We start from the raw sequence: 20,755 nt of genomic DNA on the forward strand, positions 1-20,755 counted from the left end.
TGTCCGCCGGAGCGGCTGTGGCTATAAATTGTACCAAGCAGTAAGCGAAATACCTTAGTTTCCGCTGCTATCGGGCGCAAGGGACGGGTTGCGCGCCCTTGTTGCGCTGCATATAAGGGGCGGTTCAAAGGAGACTCTGAATCCATGGCCCGAGTGACCGTCGAAGACTGCATCGAGCAGGTGCCGAACCGTTTTGATCTTGTGCTGCTTGCTGCGCACCGTTCCCGCATGATCCGCGAAGGCTCGCCGATCACGGTGGACCGCGACAACGACAAAGATCCGGTCGTCTCCCTGCGTGAGATCGCTGATCAGTCGGTTGACCTGAAAGTGGTGAAGGAAGCCCTCATCTCTGGCCTGCAGGATATCCGTCCGGGCGAAGAGAACGAGCGCGAAGCAGACCGTATGGCCCTCGAAGCTGCTCCGGCCGCGACCGAAGAAGACGTCATGCGCGCTTACCAGGCTGAGCTCGAATCCGGGCGCGACGACCGGCTCTAGGAGGTTCGATGGACGGCAGCACCCTTTCCGCCAAGGACAAAGGGGCTGGCGAAGCACCACCGGCCGCTGAGGCCGTGGGTGAACACCATGTCCTCACACGTGAAGAACTTATCGCCAAGGTCCGCGCGTACCATCCGCGCGTGAAATCCGAGCTGTTGGGCGCAGCATACGATTTCGCGAAGACCCACCACGGTGAGCAGAAGCGCGATTCCGGCGACGCCTATTACTCCCACCCTGTGGAAGTCGCGAGCCTGCTCGCCGATGTGCATCTCGACGAGATCACGATCGTCGCCGGGTTGCTCCACGATGTCGTTGAGGATGTCGACGAGATCGATATCGGCGAGATCGAAGTACGCTTCGGCGCTGATGTGGCCGAGCTGGTCGACGGCGTCACAAAGCTCGACAAGCTTGAGCTCTCCTCCAAGGAAGCCGCGCAGGCGGAGAACTTCCAGAAATTCATTCTCGCGACGACCAGCGACATCCGCGTCCTTCTGGTGAAGCTGGCCGACCGGCTGCATAACATGCGTACACTGCATTTCCGAAAGAAGGCCGAGAGCCGGGAGCGGACTGCGCGTGAAACGATGGACATCTATGCGCCGCTGGCGCGCCGGGTTGGCCTTTACCAACTGGCCGCCGAGATGGAAGACCTGGCATTCCGGGAGCTCAACGCAGAAGCGCGCCGCGCCATTCTCTATCGCCAGGAAGAACTGGCCTTGGAAAATGCGGACGATCTCGAACGTATTCGCGCCGACCTGACCCAGCTTATGGAAATGGCAGACATTGAATGTCGCATCAAAGGCCGCCGCAAAGCGCCTTACTCGCTGTGGCGGAAGCTGGAGCGCAAATCCATCTCCTTCCGCGACGTGGCGGACCTGTTCGCTTTCCGGATTATCGTTCGGTCTACGGAAGAATGTTACCGGGTGCTGGGCGAGGTGCATACGCTTTGGGCCTGTATTCCTGACCGGTTCCGCGACTTTATCTCCGTGCCCAAGCCAAATGGGTATCAGAGCCTGCACACGACGGTGCGCGCCTCCGGCAATCGCCGGGTTGAGCTGCAGATCCGAACGGAGGCAATGGACCAGACCGCCGAGTTCGGCGTGGCCGCGCATTGGGGGTACAAGAACAAGCAATACGGCTTCGACGCTGAGTCCGCAAAAGCGGCGGGGCTTGATCCGGCGGCGAGCCTCGAAACCATTTCAAGCCTGCTGCAGGACGGTGCGGACGCTAAGGAATTCCTCGAGCATGCCAAGCTCGAAATGTATCGCGAGCATGTCTTCACCTTCACGCCGAAGGGCAAGCTGATCATCCTGCCGGCGGGCGCGATGCCGCTGGACTTTGCCTATGCAGTTCACTCGGCTGTGGGCGACACCTGTGTCGGTGTGAAGATCAACGGCGAAGTGAAAGCACTGCGCCGTCCACTGAAGAATGGTGACGTTGTTGATATCATTCGTGGCAAAACCCCGACAGCGCTTCATGGCTGGGAGGGGCTGGCAATTACGGGCCGCGCCCGTTCTGCGCTGCGCAAACTCGTGCGAGAGCGGGACACCGCAGACTTCCGGCGTCTTGGTGAAGGCCTGATCAACCAGGCACTGCGCCGGGCGGGGATCGACCCGGTCGATGTGAAGATGACCCATACGGCCAATCTCGCCGGGTTCGAAACACGCGAAGAAATGGCCGAAGCTGTCGGTCGCGGCCGGATCAGTTCCGCCGATGTCATTCAGGCGGCTTTCCCCGGCTACAAGGCCGAGCCGATGGGGGATCCGTCCAAGACGAAAGTCGATTCCCAACATGCGCCGCTGCTCGTCTCCGGTCACGACCTGACCCCAGGCGTGACGCTTCATCTTGGCCAGTGTTGCTGCCCTCTGCCGGGTGACCGCATCATGGGGGTCCAGGTGCCGGACCAGGGCATCGTCGTTCACGTTGCGAGCTGTCCGAAGCTCGCGGAATATGACGACAAACCCGACCTGTGGGTGGACCTCCGCTGGACTGAGCTGGCCCGCACCGATGCCATGGCTGTCGGGCGGATTCGAATCAACGCGGCAAACGCGCGGGGTGTGCTGGCCAAGCTCTGTGCAGCTGTGGCGCAATCGAGCGGAAACATCGTCAGGATTGCCACTGTGGACCGCCAGAAGGATTTCACTGAGCTGGTCATGGAAATTGAGGTTGAAGACCTGAAACGCCTGACGCAGATACTGGCCGCGCTCCGGTCGCTCGCGGTGGTCGACCGGGCAGTGCGTGACCAGGAGGGTGAAAATGACCAATGAAGAAGTGCTCGCGGTGTTCCGCGAGGCAGGTGCGTTGCTGGAAGGGCATTTCATCCTTTCGTCCGGGCGCCGCAGCCCGGTGTTTCTTCAGAAGGCGCTGGTCTTTTCCCAGCCGGACAAATCCGAGAAGCTCTGCGCAGCGCTGGCTAAGAAGCTGACCGAGAAGTTTGGCAAGATCGACGTGGTCGCCGGCCCGGCCGTGGGGGGCATCATTCCGGGCTATGAACTGGCGCGTCAGCTTGGCTGCCGTTCCATCTTTGCCGAGCGCGTCGATGGCCAGCTCCAGTTCCGCCGCGGCTTCTCCATTGCCGAAGGTGAGCGCGTGCTGATTGCTGAGGACATTGTGACGACGGGCTTGTCGTTCCGCGAAACCGTCGAGGCCCTTGAGGTGCTTCCGGGTGAAGTGGTTGGCGGCGCTTGCATCATCGACCGCTCCGGTGGCCGCGCCGATGTCGGCTGTGAACTTGTCTCGCTCGCTTCGGTCAATTTCCCTGACTACGATGCCGACAACCTGCCGCCGGAACTGGCGCTTATGCCAGCCATAAAGCCGGGTTCGCGAGGGCTCGCCTGATGAGTGGGCGGCTGCGCCTTGGGGTGAATATCGACCATGTGGCGACCATAAGGAACGCCCGAGGCGGTGCGCATCCCGATCCCGCGCGGGCCGCCGAAATTGCTGCCGCTGCCGGGGCGGACGGCATTACTATCCATCTCCGTGAAGACCGCCGCCACATCCGCGACGGCGACCTGGAAGCTATCCGGGCCGCGTCCAGCCTGCCGATCAACCTGGAAATGGCGGCCACTGAAGAGATGACCCGGATCGCTTGCGGATACCGTCCGCATGCCGCTTGCATCGTGCCCGAGAAGCGTGAGGAGCGCACCACCGAAGGCGGTCTCGACGTGGCGGGCCTGCACAACCAGATCTCCCCGATCGTGCGGCAACTGCGCGATGCAGGGGCACGCGTGTCGCTATTCATCGAGCCGGATCCGGTCCAGATCGCCGTGGCCGAAGTGCTCGGCGCGCCGGTCGTGGAACTGCACACGGGGCGCTATGCAGAACTCTGGATCGAAGGTGGTGCGGAAGCCGCTGCATCGGAACTTGCCCGCCTTCAAGCGGCGGCGGAAGAAGCGCGCAAGCGCGGAATTGAGCCGCATGCCGGCCATGGGCTGACCTTCGAGAATGTCGGTCCGGTGGCCGCCATTCCGGAGCTGGCGGAACTGAATATCGGGCACTTCCTTATCGGTGAGGCGATCTTCATCGGCCTTGACGCCGCCATCAGAGAGATGCGCCGCCTTATGGACGAGGCGCGTGCATGATCATCGGTATCGGGAACGATCTCTGCAATATTGAACGCATCGAGAAAACGCTTGAGCGGTTCGGGGAGCGGTTCGAGACCCGCGTGTTCACGGAAACGGAGATCGCCCTGGCGCGCCGCCGCCGCCGTACGGCAGAGACCTATGCCAAGCGTTTCGCTGCCAAGGAGGCCTGTGCGAAGGCGCTCGGCACAGGTGTGCCGCGCCGTGGTGTGCACTGGAAACATCTTGGTGTTGTGAATTTGCCGACGGGCAAGCCAACGCTCGCGCTGACGGGCGGGGCTGCCACGCGTCTTGAGGCGCTTATGCCCGAAGGCCATAAGGCGATCATTCATCTGACGATCACTGATGACCACCCCTGGGCCGAGGCGCAGGTGATCATCGAAGCGATCCCGGTAAGCAGCAAATGAAGCCCGCCCGTCCGAAACGCACGCGCCTGCGCGGCAAGGGAAAGAATGGTGCGCCCGCGCTGTCTGACGACCGCCTGAAGGCGGCGCAGGAGGCGGTCGGCTACAAGTTCAAGGACTCGCAGTTGCTGGTCCGTGCGCTAACGCACCCGAGCGCAGTGGGGAATGGCGACGCCGTGCGGGAGTCCAATCAGCGGCTCGAGTTCCTGGGCGACCGGGTCCTGAATCTCGTTATCGCTGAGCGGTTGATGGAGCGCCGGAAGATGGAGAGTGAGGGCGAACTCGCCCCGCGCCTTAACCGCCTCGTGAAGAAAGGCGCCTGCGCCGACGCCGTACGGCACCTGAACCTGCAGGAATTTGTCCTGTTGTCGGATGGCGAAGAAGCGGCAGGCGGGCGTACACGCGAATCCACGCTGGGCGATGCCTGCGAGGCAATCATAGGCGCGATCTTCAAGGATGGCGGTCTGTCGCCCGCACGCAAGTTCATCGAGAAGGCCTGGGCACCGCAATTCGCGTCGGCTCCGGCGGAAACAAAGGACCCGAAAACCCTTTTACAGGAATGGGCGCAGGGCCACGGCCTTCCGTTGCCGGACTATGATGTGCTGAGCCGATCAGGCCCGGATCACGAACCAATCTACGAAATCGAAGCGAAGGTCGAAGGGCGCGGCAGCGCCGTGGCGACCGGGCCTTCAAAACGCGAAGCCGAGCGCAGCGCCGCTGCCCTGCTGCTCCAATCGCTGGCAGGATAAATATGAGCGATACAGACATTACCCATGCCGGTTTTTGCGCCATCATCGGTGCACCGAACGCAGGCAAGTCCACGCTGACCAATCTTCTGGTCGGAGCGAAAGTAGCCATCGTCACGCACAAGGTGCAGACGACGCGGTTCCCCGTGCGCGGCGTGGCGCAGACTGACCACACACAGATCGTGCTCGTCGATACGCCCGGAATCTTCGCCGCAAAGCGCCGGCTGGACCGGGCGATGGTCAAGGCCGCGTGGAGCGGCGCGGAAGATGCCGATGCCATCGTGCACCTCGTTGACGCCGCCTCATGGGTGGCAGACAGGGCTGGCAAGGAGACCGCTGCGCAGAAGCACTCCATCGAGGATGATCGCCGCGTAGTGGAGCAGTTGAAGACGAGCGGACGGAAAGCCATTCTGGCGCTCAACAAGATCGATTTGTTCCCGCACGATCAGTTGCTTCCGATCATCGCGGAACTGAACGAGACGGGCGTGTATGAAGAGGTCCACATGATCTCCGCCGAGAACGGCGACGGGGTCGAGAAGCTGGAAGAGGCGATCGCCGCCCGAATGCCCGAAGGGCCCGCACTCTATCCACCGGATCAGGTGGCGGACCTGCCGATGCGCCTGCTGGCGGCGGAGGTCACGCGCGAAAAACTGATGCTGCGCCTGCACCAGGAACTGCCCTATCAGCTGATGGTCGAGACCGAGAGCTGGGAAGAACGCAAGGACGGCTCCGTCCGCGTGCAGCAGGTGATCGTCGTCGGCCGTGAGAACCACAAATCCATGGTACTGGGCAAGGGTGGCCAGACGATCAAGGATATCGGCCGCATGGCGCGGGAGGAGCTTTCCGAGATGCTGGGCCGCAAGGTGCACCTCTTCCTGTTCGTGAAGGTCGATGAGCGTTGGCAGGAACGGCGCGAAAGCTATCAGGGGCTTGGCCTGGAGTTCGATGTCTGAGGCGATATGAACTGGTCCGATGACGGAATTATCCTCGGTGGGCGCCGCTTCGGTGAGGGTGGCCTCATTCTGGATGTCCTGACCCGGAGCCGTGGACGCCGGTCGGGCCTCGTCTATGGTGGAAACTCGCGCCGCCGCCGGGCGCAATACGAAGCGGGTAATTCCGTTTCCCTTTCATGGACCGGTCGTCTGGAAGACCAGCTGGGCCGGTTCGAAGTCGCCGAAGCCAGCAAGGAACGCGCCTCGCACGTGCTGGACGACGCCAAGGCACTCGCGGCGGTGTCGGCGATCACGGCCATTCTGCGCATGTCACTCGACGAGGGCGACGTGGCAGGCTCCGCCATGTTCGAGGCGACGGAAGTCCTGCTCGACCAGATCGAGGCGCGCGAGATCTGGCCGGCGCTCTATGTGCGCTGGGAACTCGGGCTGCTATCGGCGCTTGGGTTTGGTCTGGATCTGGAAGAATGCGCCATCAGCGGCGCGAATGATGGCCTGACGCACGTCTCACCGCGTACAGGAAGGGCTGTGCGCGGGTCGGAGGCTGAAGACTATGTCTCGCGCTTGCTGCGGCTGCCGTCCTTCCTCGTCTCCTCATCAGCGCCCGTCGGCGACCGGGATGTCGCCGACGGGCTGAAGCTGACGGGTCATTTCCTGGAATCCAGGGTCTTCCACGCAATGAACCGGGCCATGCCGCCAGAACGGGAGCGGCTGGTCAGACGATTGGTGGGCTGACGGTCAGGCCTTGGCGCTTGCGCGCTCGCCCACTTTCGAAAACCACGTCGCGTAGTTCTTGAACTCAGGGTTCACAGGCTGGCCTACAGCGTTGCCGAACGCCTGGAAGCAGAACAGCAGAATATCGGCGAGGCCGAACTCGTCGCCAGCGACATAGGGCTGGCTGGCGAGGCGGTCGTCGAGGAATTTGATCTTGTCCTGCGCGCAGGCTTTCAGGCCATCAGAGGCTTCGGGCAGGCAGCGCATGCGGTCCTGGAACATCGGCAGGCCCTCGGCATAGCGGAATCCGGATGCCATCGGTTCGACGATGTTGAGGTCCACCCAGCGGGTCCAGCGGCGGTTTTGCGCGCGTGCTTCCGGTGTTTCACCCATGAGCTTCTTGCCGGGAAACTTCTCGTCCAGGTATTCGCAGATTGCCGTGATTTCGGTGACGACCGACCCGTCGTCCAGCACCAGGCAAGGCGTCTGGCCGGCAGGATTGGTTTTCAGGTAAGGCTCCTGACGGTTCAGGCCCTTCTGGATATCGAGCTCCTCCAGCGGAATCTCGATGCCGCGTTCGGCCATGAACATGCGCACGGTGTGCGGGTTCGGGCCGATCGAATTGATGAGTTTCATATGCTTCCTCCCAGAAACTTCCGCCCGTCATTCGCGAGCCTTCAGCATTCATAGTCGGTTCAGGCAGCGCCGTCATATGTGACGTCGGGGTAGATGGGCGTTTGCTTCCAGGAGGCTGATGCCAATGAAAAATTCGATGATCCTCGCCGGTGTGTTGCTCGCGGCGAGCCTGACCGGCTGTATCGCCGTTACCGGTGTGCATGACGAGGATGCCGTGCGGGCCAACACCGATCTCGCCATCCGTGTCTGCGGCGGCGAGGCGAACGTCAAAGAGGTGACTGAAGACGGTTACCGCTGCCAGACCAATCCGTAGGACTTAGTGACAGGCGCCGCCGGGACCCATGTCCATGTGGAAATGGTCCCGGTGGGCCGCATTGTAGTCCGGCCCCAGTGTCACCGAGAACAGGTCGCAGGCGCCGGAATGCACCTTTTTCAGGAATTTGGCTTCCTTCCCGCCTTTTCCCCAGGATGTTTTCACATCGATCAGGCGTCCGTCTTCCAGCCGGAAGCCTGAAATATCGATCGCATTGCCGCGTGCGTGCTGTGACAGGCGGCCTGAGCCCGCAATATTACGGCAGGCGAAGCTGCCATAGGTCTCGATCCGGGCAATCGGGGAACCGAGGATATCCACAGCCGCGGGCCGGGCGACATGGCGCTCCCAGACATAGAGCGCGGCGGCCTCGCCGCAGGTCATGCGCAGGGTCGCAGAATAGGGCGTCAATGACCGGTCCAGTGTCAGCCCATTGTAAAGGCCGCACTTTTCGCCCTTCGGGGCGTCCTCCAACGGTGTATAGAGCACGCCCGCCTTGTCCAACGCCGGAAAACAGACCTGTGGATGCATTGCCGCCCGAGCCAGCTGGTGGCCGGTGCCAAGGCCGATCCTGTCGCTGAGGTCCACCGGTGCAAACGGATTGTGCCGCGGCGGCGCCGACATCAGGAACAGCGCCACGCACAGCGCGGGCACGGTCAGCAGGATGAGCCAGGCGCGTAAGTGAGGCATCTGCAGTCAGTACCTATAGGGTTCCTTAACCAAAGGGCTATTTCTGTTAACTTACGAATGTTCGCGACTCGCAGGCGATTCTGCCCGCGGACCTGCACCAGAATGTGGCACGAACCGAGAAGGGGCCAGAATGTCCGACCTCAAGGATGGCGAGCCGGAAGACCGGATCATCAACGAACCCATGAGCGAGGCGCTCTCCAAGCGCTATCTCGCCTATGCACTCTCGACGATTACGGCGCGTGCCCTGCCGGATGTCCGCGACGGCCTGAAGCCCGTGCAGCGCCGCATCCTCTACGGCATGCGCGTGCTGCGGCTGGACCCGGAAGGCGGCTATCGCAAGTGCGCCAAGATCGTCGGCGACGTGATGGGTAACTTCCACCCGCATGGCGACAGCTCGATCTATGACACGCTGGTGCGTCTGGCGCAGGATTTCACCGTCCGCTACCCGCTGGTCGATGGACAGGGCAATTTCGGCAATATCGACGGCGACAGCGCCGCTGCCTATCGTTACACCGAAGCGCGGATGACCGTGGCGGCCGAGCTGCTGCTGGACGGCCTGAATGAAGACGCGGTCGATTTCCGCGCCAACTATGCCGAGAACGATGAAGAGCCGGTGGTGCTTCCCGCCGGTTTCCCGAACCTGCTGGCCAATGGCGCAAGCGGCATCGCCGTCGGCATGGCGACCTCGATCCCGCCGCACAATGCGGCCGAGGTGATCGACGCGGCGCGCCTGCTGATCGAGAAGCCGAAGGCGACGACCGCTGAACTGATGGATTTCGTGAAGGGGCCGGACTTCCCCACCGGCGGTATCATCGTCGAGCCGTATGAGTCCATGCTGGACGCCTACGAGACCGGCCGCGGCAGCTTCCGCATGCGCGCGCGCTGGGAGACGGAGGACACCGGCCGGGGCACCTACCAGATCGTCGTCACCGAGATTCCCTACCAGGTTCAGAAATCCCGCTTGCTGGAGAAACTGGGTGAACTGATCGAAGCCAAGAAAGTACCGCTGCTGGACGACGTCCGCGACGAGTCTGCAGAAGACGTGCGCCTTGTCCTGGTGCCGCGCTCCAAGACGATCGAGCCGGACGTGCTGATGGAAAGCCTGTTCAAGGTTTGCGATCTCGAAACGCGCTTCAGCCTCAACATGAACGTGCTGCACAAGGGCGCGCCGCAGGTCATGGGCCTGAAGGACGTGTTGAAGGCATATCTCGATCACCGCCGTGAAGTGGTTGTGCGCCGGGCGCAGCACCGCCTCGACAAGATCGAGAAGCGCCTCCACCTGCTCGACGGTTACCTGACCGCCTTCCTCAATATCGATGAAGTCATCCGCATCATCCGGAACGAGGACGAGCCGAAGCCTGTCCTGATGGAAACGTTCAGTCTCACGGATGTTCAGGCCGAAGCGATCCTCAATCTCCGCCTGCGTGCCCTGCGCAAGCTGGAGGAAATGGAGATCCGCGGCGAGCACCAGAAGCTGACTGAAGAGCGCGAGCAGCTGGTCCTGCTGCTTGGGTCCGACCGCCGCCAGTGGACGAAAGTGTCCAAGGAGCTGAAAGCCGCTCGCGACGCCTTTGATCCGGACTCGGAGCTTGGCCGCCGCCGCGCCAGCTTCTCTGACGTCAAGGAAGTCGACCTTGCTGCCGCCCTTGAAGCCTCCAAGCCGAAAGAGCCGATCACGGTTGTCCTGTCGCAACAGGGCTGGATCCGCGGCATGAAGGGCCATGGACTCGATACGAGCTCGGTCAAGTTCAAGGATGGCGACGAGCTTTATCTCGTCGAGGAAGTGATGAGCACCGACAAGCTCATCCTGATGTCGTCCGATGGGCGCTCCTTCACGATGGCCGCCGACAAGCTGCCGGGCGGGCGCGGCCATGGCGAACCGATCCGCCTGACGATCGATCTGGAAGACAGCGTCGATATCGTCGCCATGTTCCGGTTCGAACCCGACCGCAAACGCGTGATGGCGTCCTCCACCGGTTATGGCTTCATCGTCGACGAGAAAGAGCTGGAGTCCAACCGCAAGGCTGGCAAGTCCGCGGTGAACACCGGCAACGGCCATCTCGTCTGCTGCCCGGTGGTCGAAGGCGACATGATCGCGGTCGTCGGCACGAACAAGAAGATGCTGATCTTCCCGCTGTCCGACCTGCCGGAAATGGCGCGCGGCAAAGGCAACAAGCTGCAGTCCTATAGCGGCAAGGCCGAGTTGAAAGACCTGATCACTTTCGACAAGCGCGACGGCCTGATCGTCATGACCGGTGACCGCCACCGGGCCTTCCCGGAATGGAAAGACTGGAAAGGCCAACGCGCCCAGGCTGGCAAGGTCGTCCCGAAAGGCTTCCCGCGGAGTGGGACGTTTACAGGATAATCGAGAGCGCCCGGCCAGCCAGCCGGGCGTTTTTCATTCCGGTCAGTAAACCCGCGCGACGGTCTGCTTCATCAGTGGACCGATCTCCGTGTGCAGAACAAGATCGGCATAGGAGTCGTGGTCGGTTTCCTCACGGTTGACGATCACCACGGTCGAACCGGTGCGCTTGGCGATGACGGGCAATTCCGCAGCCGGGTACACCACAAGGGAGGAGCCAAGCACGATGAACAGGTCACTGAGCGCAGCCTCTTCCATGGCCCGGTTCATCTCGTCTTCCGGCATGGCCTGGCCGAAGGAGATGACGGCGGTCTTGATCAGGCCGGTACAGAAAACGCAGGTAATGTCCTCGCGGGCTTCCCAGCGGGGCTTCAGGTCTTCCAGCTCATAGCGCTTGCCGCACTGCAGGCAGCGGGCATAGCTGGCATTGCCGTGCACTTCGATCACCCGGTCATCCGCCACGCCGGAGGCCTGATGGAGGTTATCGACATTCTGGGTAATGACGCTGGAAACCTTGCCCATCTTTACCAGGTCCGCGACGGCGAAATGGCCGTCATTCGGTTTTGCGCCTGTCCACCCGGCGGGATTGTTGAACACCCGGTTCCAGGCTTCGTCGCGCTGCGCGCGTGAGCTGACGAAATCCTGATAGTAGATCGGCTTCATCTTGCTCCACACGCCGCCGGGACTGCGGAAATCGGGAATACCGCTTTCCGTCGAGATTCCGGCACCGGTAAAGACCACAGCGCGGCGGCATTGCGAGATCAGGCTGGCAAGAGCTTCGGGTGCGTCGGTCATTGCCTTAATGCTACACGATTTTCCGGCGGACGCTACTTGTACATGCCGTCGCGCAGGTTGATGCCGTGCTCGACCCAGGCTTTCATCGCGCTCAGCATTTGCGACCAGCCCATGCAGTTGCTGTAGGACTGGCGGAACCCCTGTTCGGTTGCGGGCCAGCCTTCTTCCGCAATCGAGACGATGGTGCGTCCGTCGTCGGTCGGTTCGAAGCGGAAGGTGACGGTGGTCTCTCCGCCGTTGCCATCATCCCATTTGAAGACGACGCGGTGGTTCTCTTCGACTTCGACGATTTTCACCGGGAAGGCGCCGGGAAAGTCGTGGAAGTCCCACATAACTGTTGCGCCTGCCTCGATCCGCCCTTTGGCGCCACCCGTTGTGAAATAGCGAGACAGGATGTCCGGGTTCACGAACGCTTCAAAGACTTCCGGAACAGGACGGCCAATGCGGCCACTGACTTCGAATTCCGGCTTGATATCCATCTTTCCAGCTCCTCGCATCATGCTTCCGGCGGATACTACCTGATCATCCTGCGCCTTCCACGGGCTGACCGAAGAACAGGACGGCGAGCGCCAGGATGCCGAAGGCGGCGAAGGCTGTGCCCCGCACGGGGGCTTTGGCTTCCCGGAATGCCCCGACTGACGCGATCCCGCATTGAAGTGCGTAATAATAGGCGAAGGCTTTCGAGGCGAAGCTGATGATCTGGAAGATGTGCGAAAACCAAGTGAGACCGAGACCGATCAGGACGAGCATGAGGTAGGCCATCCTCGGTGAGACCCGGCTGCCGGAGAGTTCCTCCACCAGTCCGCCGGCGCCGCTCGTGTCCGCGATGGCGGCGCTGAATTGCGCCGACAAGGCCGCGACGATCAGCATGGCAGGCAGGACGGCCGACACGATCTTCATCATGTCGACAATGGCTGTTTCCGTCAGCGGCACGGTTTCGGCGTCAAAGGCGTAGGTCAGCAGCACGACATAGGCCATGTAGATGGCTGTCGCGAGCCACTGGGAATAACGCATGGAGCGGACCCGCATGTCCGGCTTGTATTCGGCGCCAAGATAGCGGGACGTCTCGAAGCCCTGCACGGTGATGATCAGGCCGAAAGCGAGGGCGACACCGGTCCAGCCTGTTACGGCGGGTGCCATGACAACCAGATCCCCCCGGCCGGCTTTGCTGGCGAAATAGAGGCAGAGACCGGTCAGCAGGCCCGCGATGATCGCCAGTTTCAGGCTGACAGCAGCCTGTTCCATCCGCTCCATCGCGGAGAAGCCGCGCAGCCAGCCAACCGTGAGGATCAGGATCATCGCAGCACTGGTGACCAGTTTTGCATTCACAGGTGAATTGAACGGCGTCATCTTCACGGCGAAGGCGCCGAACAGGTTCAGGTAATAGGCCACCGAAATGCAGTAGGCGAAAGACAGGGCCCAGGAGGCGAAATACTCGGTTCGCCGTTCCGAAGCCGAGCGGTTCGGGTTCCGGGCGATGTTCACGATGTTGAACCGGATCGCGGCCCCGAAAGCATAAGCGGCCAGGCACAATGCCAGCATCACCATCGGCGCAAACTCGCCGTAGGAATGCGACAGGATCGGCCCCAGCACGAGGAAGCCGCTGCCGATGATCGAGGCGAGCGGTGTAACCGTCGCGCGCCAGGCCCGGTGATCGCGCACGCGCGGCCACATCAGCAGGCCAAGAATGCCGAGCGTGATGAGGCTGATGAGGATTTCCTGCAGCAAGCCGGCGGGTTCCTTTTTGGGCTGTTCCGGCCTGCCGCCTACACGACAGTGCCGAAGAGATGGCCGATCACGCCGGTGACAACCATCGCGGCAACGCCCCAGAAGACGACGCGAGTGGCGGCACGCAGCTTGCTGGCCCCGCCAGCCCTGGCGGAAAGCGCGCCCAGTATGCCGAGGCTGACCAGCGAGACCGCAGCCACGACCGGGGTGATCTGGCCCGCTGGCGCTGCGACGGCGGCGGCGATCGGCAGGGCAGCACCGATGGTGAAGCTGGCGGCAGAGCTGAAGGCTGCCTGTACCGGCCGGGCCGCGACCGCGTCGCTCATGCCGAGTTCATCACGCGCATGGGCTTCGAGCGCATCATGCTCGGTCAGCTGACGGGCGACTTCGCGGGCCGTTTCGGGGGTCAGCCCTCGTTGCATGTAGATGTCCGTCAGCTCCTGGAGTTCTGCCTCCGGATGGCTTTCAAGCGCTGCCCGTTCGACTTCCAGGTCTGCCTTCTCAAGATCAGCCTGCGACGAGACGGAAACATATTCGCCCGCTGCCATGGACATCGCACCTGCCACAAGACCGGCAAGCCCTGCGGTCAGGATCGCGCCGGTCGAAGCCTCTGCCGAGGCGACACCGATCACGAGACCTGCGGTCGACAGGATGCCGTCATTCGCCCCGAGCACCGAGGCGCGCAGCCAGCCGACCCGCTGGAAATAGTGGTGTTCGACGTGGATATAGGTGTCGTCGGAATGTGGTGGAGATTCTGCCATGAGCCCATCCTGCGCAATAAATTATGCGTGGCCAAGCCCGGGCCGATGGTCAAGCGCGCAAATCGCCCCGCTGCGGGCATGTCTGGCCCGCTTTTCCTTGCGTGATCGGGCGGCGGCGTTTAGGCGTTGAAAGCTAGGATTTCCGGAGGGACACACATGCTTATTGCGCTTGGCATTATCGTTGCGGTCATTGGCTTCATTATCCTGATCTATAACGGGCTGGTGATGAAGCGGCAGCGGGTCAATCAGGCCTTTGCCGATGTGGATGTTCAACTGAAGCAGCGCCAGAACCTGATCCCGAACCTCGTGGAGACGGTGAAAGGCTATGCCAAGCACGAGCAGGAAACCTTCCAGCAGGTGATCGCCGCCCGCAACGCAGCGCAGAGCGCAGGCACGCCCGCCGAAATGAGCCAGGCCGAAGGCATGCTGACCGCCTCGCTCGGCAAGCTGTTCGCCCTTGCCGAAGCCTATCCGGACCTGAAGGCCAACCAGAACTTCATCCAGCTGCAGAACGAACTCTCCGCCATCGAGGACAAGCTGGCCGCCGCGCGCCGCTTCTACAACTCGGCCGTTCAGGACTACAACACATCCCGCGAACAGTTCCCGGGCTCCATCATTGCCGGCATGTTCAACTTCGAAGGCCGCGACTTCTTCGATGTCGGCGTCGAAGGCCGCGAAGCGCTCAGCACACCGCCAGAAGTCAAGTTCTAGGCGGCGCCTGAATGTGCTAGCCTCCTGCTGAACACGGGAGGTGACCATGAAGAGATCTATCGGAGCGGCGGCGATCCTGATTGCCGCCGCCTTTGTATCCGGCTGTACAGCCGGCGGTGCCAGCAGCGGCAGCTGGAGCGCGTCGAGTTGGAACGGGCTTGCACCGCAGAATGTCTATGGCGGCAATTACCAGTTCTTCGCCGCGCCCGCCGAGGGCCAGGGCTTCAAGCTGAAATTCACCGTGAAGACCGACGGCAATTTCAACATCGCCAGCGCCGGCCCACCCGCCGAGGCCGATCTTGAAGCCGCTGCCGAGGCCGCCGCGCCGGAAGGCTGCACGCTCGCCTCTATCGAACGCACGCCGGATGGCGGCGCGGTGGCCGACTATGATTGCGGCGAGGCGGCGGAATGATCCGCAAGGTCTCAACCTACCTGATGTTCACAGGTCAGGCGGCCGACGCGCTTGCGCTCTATACGGACGTGTTTCCGGAGAGTGAGTCCAGCGTCCGTGACGGCCCGGTCTACATGGCCGACTGGCGGTTGGCCGGGCATGACGTCATGCTGGTGGACAGCCCGCCGGTACACGATTTCACCTTCACGCCGTCGACCTCGCTGTTCGTCGATTTCGAGGATGCTGCATCGCTGGATGCCGCATTCGCGAAACTCTCGGAGGGCGGATCGGTGATGATGCCGGTCGACAATTACGGCTTCAGCCAGCGCTTTGGCTGGGTCGCTGACAAATTCGGCGTCAGCTGGCAGCTGAACCTGCCCTGAGGCAAGCGCCCACAACGCCCGTGAAGGCGCTTTGCGGGTGAGCTGATTTTTCAGGGACGGGATTGCGCGTCAGGTTTCCGGCAGGGGCAGGTTCAGCGCGCCAGGCATCGCGATGCAGCGGATGGCGGGCGCCATACCGGCATCATGAAATTCGTCGAACTGCGCAGTAAAAGCGGGCATAGCTGCCCGTCCGTCACAGGCGGCGGCGAGACGGTCGTTGAAATGTTCTGAAGGTTTCAGCCACGCGCGTTCGGATTTCTGCCCCGGCATCCAGTCGATGCTGACGAGATAGACGCGCAGGTTTGGCGTCACGCTCCAGTGATACCGTACGCCCCGCCCGTAGGTCGCCCGAATCTCAGCGCGCAGCATCAGCACCTGGACCCAGATCACGGGCCAGAGAAAGGCGAGCTGCGGCGGGAAACCTTCGGGAAGACGGAAGAGCGACATGTGCCGGACTATACGTCAGGCCACGGAGGTGTCGGACAAGATTGTTTGCGCGGCAATGCCTGCGGCAGGATTGGACGGTTCAGTTGGTGGATAACTCCCCACCTGCGTCATCCCCGACCGCGCAGCGGTCTGGGGATCCATCTCTGAACATCGCCTCAGACACGTCATGTCATGACGTGCTTGCCACATCTTTCAGAGATGGGCGCCCAGATGGCCGTTGGCCATCGGGCGTGACGCGTGTTTGGGGGCGCCGAAGCATGACTGGCGCGGTACGAAATCTGACTGCGCCATGATCATGCATGACCAGTCATGACTATACCGGACTATAATGGACCAGGGCTAATCACAGGGCGTGATCAATCGAAGACACAATCTGTGTAGGCTCTTGCCTGATAGCATTGCTCCGCATTGGCTTTGTAGGCGTTGTAACCGCCCTGCGAAACAACGGTGCCTCCGTCGGAGCCGCCGAGATCCCGACAAGCCTTGCGTGCGTTCGCCATGGCATAGCCATCGGTCTGGAATTCGTTATTTCGGCAGTAGTAACCCTGACCGTAAGCCCAGTCGCCATATACGCGCTCGACGCGTCTGGACGGCTGGGGTGCCGGGGCAGGCGACGAGACCATTGGGGCGCTGTAAATGGCGGTGCTTGTCGTGTTGCCGCCGGTCACGGAGGCCTGGCATCCAAGTTGTTTCCTGGCCCATTCAAGCCTGTCTGCCGTCGGAATCTTTTTCAGCACCGGCGCCCATGACAGCTTGGGCGTGCCTTTCACATAGGCGTTGACGATGCTCGACGAGACGGCCTTGTAGGCCTTTCTTTCCTCAGGCGACAGAGCGATCCCTGAAGGACAGTCATCCGCATGGCAGGGCATGCCCGGCGCCATCATGATCGGCAGCTTTTCATAGTCCGCATCCGAGGAGGTGTTCGCATACATGAGATATGCAAGCGCTCTCGATTTTCTGCTCAGCGGGCTGGAGGCATATCCTGCCTGTACATTGAAATCGGCACGCGAATAGTTGCCGTCGGCTTGTTCAGCCTGGCTCTTAAGCGCTTCACCCGTTGGGCAAGCGGGCTGTGCCTGCGCGATCAACGGTGCAACAGAGAAAGCGACAAGTAGTGAAATCAGGCGCTTTGTTTGCATGTCCATTGCCTGTCATTGATATCGGAACAACAATTCTACTTTCAAGGAGATCGTATCAAAAGCGTTCGGTCAATAACCGCGCCACGTATTTCGCGTGCGGACTTCCTTTTACAACAAGTCGTGTCAGAGCGCGGCGAACCACGGCACCAGCCGCTCTATCGCTTCCTCGATCTGCGGCGTTGAAAGCGCGAAGGAGAAGCGCATGAAGTGGCTGCCGTCGACGGGGTCGAAGTCGACGCCGGGTGCGGTGGCGACGCCGGTGTCTTCCAGCAGCTTCAGGCAGAAGGCGAGGCTGTCGTCGGTGTAGCGCGAGACATCGGCATAGATATAGAAGGCACCGTCCGGCGGCGCGATCTTTTCGAGGCCGAGCTTCGGGAGCGCTTCCAGCATCAGCTCCCGGTTGCGGCGGTAGACCTCGACATGGCCTTCCAGTTCCTCGCGCGCATCCATGGCGGCGAGGCCGGCATGTTGGGACAGCGATGGAGCGGTGAGGAAAAGATTGCCGATATAGGCGCCGGTGCGCAGCGCCATGTCCGGCGGGGAAACCAGCCAGCCGAGGCGCCACGGCGCCATGGAGAAGTATTTCGAGAAAGAGTTCACAATGTAGGCGTCCGGCGCATATTCCAGCATGGAATGGATCTCCGGCCCGAAGGACAGGCCGTGATAGATCTCGTCGGAAATGATGCGGATGCCTTTGGCTTTGGCGACGTCTGCGATGGCGGTGAGTTCCGAAGCCGGGATGATCGTGCCGGTCGGGTTGGCGGGGCTGGCGATGATGACGCCTTGGGGCGCCGGGTCCAGCGCATCCAGCGCGGCGGCGGAGATCTGGTAGCGCGTGTCTTCACCGCAGGGGATCTCGACCCCTTCAAAGTTCAGGGCACGGACCGTGTTGCGGTAGGCGACATAGCCGGGCCGGGCAAAGGCGATCCGGTCGCCCGGCGAGAAGGCCGTGGCGAGTGCCAGCACCAGCGCGGGCGAGGCGCCGTTCGTGATGGCCAGGCGGCCAGGCGTGATGTCGACGCCGTACATGTCCTTGTAGTGCTGGCAGATGCGGGCCTTCAGCGGCTGGCTTTCCCAATAGCCCATCGGGTCACTGTCCAGCACCTTATGGCTGCGCGCGATGGCGGCCTTCGGCGCAGGCGTCGAGGGCTGGCCGAATTCCATATGCAGGATGCTGCGGCCCTGTTCCTTCAGTTCATGCGCGCGCTTGGAAATCGTGATGGCGCGGAACGGATCGATGTCTTGTCCCATGGGAGAATAACTTTGCGGCGAATTACTTGGCGACGAGAGACGGGAGCCAGGTGGCGAGGCCGGGCAGGGTGGCGACCAGCGCGATCAACACCAGCTGCAGCATGATGAACGGGATCGCGCCGCGCCAGATCTGCATCGTCGTCACCTCCGGCGGTGCCGCGCCACGCAGGTAGAACAGCGCGAAGCCGAAGGGCGGCGTCAGGAAGCTGGTCTGCAGGTTCAGCGCCATCAGGATGGCCAGCCAGACCGGGTCGAAGCCCAGCAGGATCAGCGGCGGGGCGACGAGCGGCACGACCACGAACACGATCTCGATGAAGTCGAGGAAGAAGCCCAGCACGAACATCACGATCATCGTCATCAGCAGCGCGCCCCAGCGGCCGCCCGGCATGGCGTGCAGCACATCCTTCACAATGTCGTCGCCGCCAAAGCCGCGGAAGACGAGGCTGAACAGCGAAGCACCGATCAGGATGAGGAACACCATGCTCGTGATGTGCGTGGCAGACTTCAGCGCCGGCATCAGCTGGCGCATGCGGCGCAGCACCAGCAGGCCCGCGCCGATGGCGGCAAAGAAGACCAGGATGGCCAGCAGCGTAACGGCGATGCCGGCCATGCTGGCGGTGCTCATCTGTTCGACGCCGAGGCGAAGGTCCATCGTGTTGCGCACGACGAGGACAAGGATCAGGCTGGCAAGGCCCGCCATGATGACGGGGGCGAGGCGGCTGTTCGCTTCGCGGGCAAGACGCAGGCCCGCAAGGAGCACCGCGCCCGACGCGCCGATGGCGGCAGCTTCCGTCGGTGGGGCGACGCCGCCAAGGATCGCGCCGAGCACGGCGAAGATCAGCGCCAGCGGCGCGCCGAAGCCGAACGCGACTTCCTTGAAGGTGAGCGGCGCAGTGTCTTCGTCGAGCGTCACGGCCGGGCAGCGGGCCGGGCGCATCACGGCGTTGAAGGCGATCCATGCGAGGTAGAGCCCGACCAGCAGGAGACCGGGGATCAGCGCGCCCGCGAAGAGGTCACCGACGGAGACAACCAGCGACTTGCCGCCACTGGAAAGGCTGGCCTGGCTGGCCGCGTTGGAGACCGCATCGGCCAGCAGGATCAGCACGATGGACGGCGGGATGATCTGGCCAAGCGTGCCGGAGGCGGCGATGGTGCCAGAGGCGAGACGCGGGTCGTAGCCCTGCTTCAGCATCGACGGCAGGGCGATCAGCGACATGGTGATGACGGTCGCGCCAACAATACCGGTCGATGCGGCCAGCAGCGCGCCGACGAGAACCACGGCATAGCCGAGCCCGCCATTCAGCTTGCCCAGCAGGCGGCTGGCGATGTGCAGCAGGTCCTCGGCCACGCGGGAGCGTTCGAGGATGACCCCCATCAAAACGAACAGGGGCACGGCGATCAGTGTCGTGTTCTGCATGATCGAGCCGCCCTGGATGCGGCTAGGCAGGGAGCGCAGCAGCGGCTCCGGGAACACGCCGAGGCCGATACCGATCAGGGCATAGATCAGCGCGACGCCGCCAAGCGTCAGCGCCACGGAATAGCCCATCAGCAGCGCGCCGATGGCGCTGGCGAACATGAGCAAGGCGAGGATGATCTCAAGCTCCATGAGCGCTCTCCGTCTCGGAGGTGGCCGGAACTTCATTCTCCAGCTTGCCGGTGAGGCGCAGCGCCGCCTTCAGCGCTTCGGACAGGCCCTGCGCCAGCATCAGCACGGCAAAGGCCGGCACCAGCGTCTTGAACAGGTAGAGGAAGGGCAGGCCATCGGACTCGCTGGAGCCTTCGAACAGCGACCAGGCGCGGGCGAGGCCCTGTTCGCCGGTCGTCAGGATACGGATGCAGATCGGGAAGAGGAAGAAGTAGATGCCCGCCAGTTCGATCCAGTTGCGGCCGTCGGCGCCGAAGCGGGGGCGCAGGATATCGACGCGCACATGCCCGTCATCGCGCAGGGTTGCGGCGGCGCCGAGCATGAACATGGCGGCGAAGGCGTAGATCACGAGCTCATTCAGCCATGTGAAGCTGATGCCATAGGTGTATCTCAGCACGACGACGGTGAGCTGGAACATGACCAGCAGCAGCGCGCTGGCGATTGCCCCGCCGAGGGCCACACCGCTGATGGCATCGATGATCGCGCTGACGCGCTTCGAGATACCTTCGACCAGGTTCGGCAGGACGAGGGTGACGAGCGGCAGCAGGAAAACGGGCAGGAGCGCGATGCCCACCCATTTCAGGATTGTGCCGAGGTGAAGGAAAAAGGCCGGATCCAT

General features: G+C 62.4%; 24 protein-coding genes. 13 read left to right on the forward strand and 11 right to left on the reverse strand.

Going from position 1 to position 20,755, the window contains the following annotated elements; all coding sequences use genetic code 11:
* Positions 1-144 precede the first annotated feature (144 nt).
* From rpoZ to recO, 8 genes are read left to right on the forward strand one after another with little or no spacing between them, the layout of a single operon-like run.
* Entirely contained in the window at positions 145-495 is a 351-nt protein-coding gene (gene rpoZ / locus R3C98_RS14480) for a DNA-directed RNA polymerase subunit omega (RefSeq protein WP_034766242.1), read from the forward strand.
* An 8-nt stretch (positions 496-503) separates the two neighbouring features.
* Positions 504-2,759, forward strand: coding sequence for a bifunctional (p)ppGpp synthetase/guanosine-3',5'-bis(diphosphate) 3'-pyrophosphohydrolase (locus R3C98_RS14485; RefSeq protein ID WP_371314774.1), 2,256 nt, complete (start codon positions 504-506; stop codon positions 2,757-2,759).
* Positions 2,749-3,330, forward strand: a complete 582-nt coding sequence (pyrE, locus tag R3C98_RS14490) for an orotate phosphoribosyltransferase (protein ID WP_371314775.1) — start codon at positions 2,749-2,751, stop codon at positions 3,328-3,330. Before R3C98_RS14485 ends, pyrE begins: the two co-directional genes overlap by 11 nt.
* Positions 3,330-4,073 (forward strand): pyridoxine 5'-phosphate synthase, encoded by a 744-nt coding sequence (locus tag R3C98_RS14495; protein WP_371314776.1) that lies wholly within the window; start codon positions 3,330-3,332, stop codon positions 4,071-4,073. The genes pyrE and R3C98_RS14495 overlap by 1 nt, the downstream gene beginning before the upstream one ends.
* Positions 4,070-4,480, forward strand: a complete 411-nt coding sequence (gene acpS / locus R3C98_RS14500; protein WP_371314777.1) for a holo-ACP synthase — start codon at positions 4,070-4,072, stop codon at positions 4,478-4,480. The genes R3C98_RS14495 and acpS overlap by 4 nt, the downstream gene beginning before the upstream one ends.
* Positions 4,477-5,226, forward strand: a complete 750-nt coding sequence (gene rnc, locus R3C98_RS14505) for a ribonuclease III (protein ID WP_371314778.1) — start codon at positions 4,477-4,479, stop codon at positions 5,224-5,226. The genes acpS and rnc overlap by 4 nt, the downstream gene beginning before the upstream one ends.
* A gap of 2 nt (positions 5,227-5,228) precedes the next feature.
* Positions 5,229-6,176, forward strand: a complete 948-nt coding sequence (gene era, locus R3C98_RS14510) for a GTPase Era (RefSeq protein WP_371314779.1) — start codon at positions 5,229-5,231, stop codon at positions 6,174-6,176.
* Between the two features lie 6 nt (positions 6,177-6,182).
* The gene (gene recO, locus R3C98_RS14515; protein WP_371314780.1) at positions 6,183-6,908 is read left to right on the forward strand and encodes a DNA repair protein RecO; all 726 of its coding nucleotides are present in this window, start codon (positions 6,183-6,185) and stop codon (positions 6,906-6,908) included.
* A gap of 3 nt (positions 6,909-6,911) precedes the next feature.
* On the opposite strand, the gene R3C98_RS14520 is transcribed toward recO, so the two are convergent.
* Positions 6,912-7,523 (reverse strand): glutathione S-transferase family protein, encoded by a 612-nt coding sequence (locus R3C98_RS14520; RefSeq protein WP_371314781.1) that lies wholly within the window; start codon positions 7,521-7,523, stop codon positions 6,912-6,914.
* A 124-nt stretch (positions 7,524-7,647) separates the two neighbouring features.
* On the opposite strand from R3C98_RS14520, the gene R3C98_RS14525 reads away from it, so the two are divergent.
* On the forward strand, positions 7,648-7,836 hold the full coding sequence (locus R3C98_RS14525) for a hypothetical protein (RefSeq protein ID WP_371314782.1): 189 nt from the start codon (positions 7,648-7,650) through the stop codon (positions 7,834-7,836).
* 3 nt (positions 7,837-7,839) lie between these two features.
* Here R3C98_RS14525 and R3C98_RS14530 read toward each other — a convergent pair whose 3' ends face one another.
* Entirely contained in the window at positions 7,840-8,523 is a 684-nt protein-coding gene (locus tag R3C98_RS14530; protein WP_371314783.1) for an extensin family protein, read from the reverse strand.
* Positions 8,524-8,653: 130 nt separating this feature from the next.
* Here R3C98_RS14530 and parC point away from each other — a divergent pair, with 130 nt between their 5' ends.
* Positions 8,654-10,888 carry a DNA topoisomerase IV subunit A gene (parC, locus tag R3C98_RS14535; protein WP_371314784.1) on the forward strand — a complete coding sequence of 745 codons (2,235 nt, stop codon included), beginning with the start codon at positions 8,654-8,656 and terminating at the stop codon, positions 10,886-10,888.
* A gap of 42 nt (positions 10,889-10,930) precedes the next feature.
* On the opposite strand, the gene R3C98_RS14540 is transcribed toward parC, so the two are convergent.
* The 4 genes from R3C98_RS14540 to R3C98_RS14555 are packed head-to-tail and all read right to left on the reverse strand — an operon-like array spanning position 10,931 to position 14,169.
* Positions 10,931-11,680, reverse strand: a complete 750-nt coding sequence (locus tag R3C98_RS14540; protein ID WP_371314785.1) for an NAD-dependent deacetylase — start codon at positions 11,678-11,680, stop codon at positions 10,931-10,933.
* A gap of 32 nt (positions 11,681-11,712) precedes the next feature.
* The gene (locus R3C98_RS14545; protein WP_371314786.1) at positions 11,713-12,159 is read right to left on the reverse strand and encodes an SRPBCC family protein; all 447 of its coding nucleotides are present in this window, start codon (positions 12,157-12,159) and stop codon (positions 11,713-11,715) included.
* A gap of 43 nt (positions 12,160-12,202) precedes the next feature.
* Positions 12,203-13,408: a hypothetical protein gene (locus tag R3C98_RS14550; RefSeq protein ID WP_371314787.1), complete on the reverse strand. Its 1,206-nt coding sequence runs from the start codon at positions 13,406-13,408 to the stop codon at positions 12,203-12,205.
* Between the two features lie 38 nt (positions 13,409-13,446).
* Positions 13,447-14,169 (reverse strand): VIT family protein, encoded by a 723-nt coding sequence (locus R3C98_RS14555; RefSeq protein WP_371314788.1) that lies wholly within the window; start codon positions 14,167-14,169, stop codon positions 13,447-13,449.
* Between the two features lie 156 nt (positions 14,170-14,325).
* Between R3C98_RS14555 and R3C98_RS14560 the strand changes: the two genes are divergently transcribed.
* Genes R3C98_RS14560 through R3C98_RS14570 form a run of 3 tightly spaced genes read left to right on the forward strand, consistent with a single transcriptional unit; the run spans position 14,326 to position 15,654 of the window.
* Positions 14,326-14,880 carry a LemA family protein gene (locus tag R3C98_RS14560; protein ID WP_371314789.1) on the forward strand — a complete coding sequence of 185 codons (555 nt, stop codon included), beginning with the start codon at positions 14,326-14,328 and terminating at the stop codon, positions 14,878-14,880.
* A 46-nt stretch (positions 14,881-14,926) separates the two neighbouring features.
* A complete protein-coding gene (locus R3C98_RS14565; protein ID WP_371314790.1) occupies positions 14,927-15,292 on the forward strand; it encodes a hypothetical protein in 366 nt (121 codons plus the stop codon).
* A complete protein-coding gene (locus R3C98_RS14570; RefSeq protein ID WP_371314792.1) occupies positions 15,289-15,654 on the forward strand; it encodes a VOC family protein in 366 nt (121 codons plus the stop codon). The genes R3C98_RS14565 and R3C98_RS14570 overlap by 4 nt, the downstream gene beginning before the upstream one ends.
* A 69-nt stretch (positions 15,655-15,723) precedes the next feature.
* Here R3C98_RS14570 and R3C98_RS14575 read toward each other — a convergent pair whose 3' ends face one another.
* The 5 genes from R3C98_RS14575 to R3C98_RS14595 form a co-directional block, all read right to left on the reverse strand.
* Positions 15,724-16,101 carry a hypothetical protein gene (locus R3C98_RS14575; protein ID WP_371314793.1) on the reverse strand — a complete coding sequence of 126 codons (378 nt, stop codon included), beginning with the start codon at positions 16,099-16,101 and terminating at the stop codon, positions 15,724-15,726.
* A gap of 356 nt (positions 16,102-16,457) precedes the next feature.
* On the reverse strand, positions 16,458-17,240 hold the full coding sequence (locus R3C98_RS14580) for a hypothetical protein (protein WP_371314794.1): 783 nt from the start codon (positions 17,238-17,240) through the stop codon (positions 16,458-16,460).
* A gap of 123 nt (positions 17,241-17,363) precedes the next feature.
* Complete coding sequence (locus tag R3C98_RS14585; RefSeq protein WP_371314795.1) at positions 17,364-18,491, reverse strand: pyridoxal phosphate-dependent aminotransferase; 1,128 nt, start codon at positions 18,489-18,491, stop codon at positions 17,364-17,366.
* Between the two features lie 22 nt (positions 18,492-18,513).
* Entirely contained in the window at positions 18,514-20,097 is a 1,584-nt protein-coding gene (locus R3C98_RS14590; protein WP_371314796.1) for a TRAP transporter large permease subunit, read from the reverse strand.
* Positions 20,087-20,755, reverse strand: a complete 669-nt coding sequence (locus R3C98_RS14595) for a TRAP transporter small permease subunit (RefSeq protein ID WP_371314797.1) — start codon at positions 20,753-20,755, stop codon at positions 20,087-20,089. Before R3C98_RS14595 ends, R3C98_RS14590 begins: the two co-directional genes overlap by 11 nt.

It is taken from the genome of Hyphomonas sp. (assembly GCF_041398465.1).
GTDB lineage: Bacteria > Pseudomonadota > Alphaproteobacteria > Caulobacterales > Hyphomonadaceae > Hyphomonas.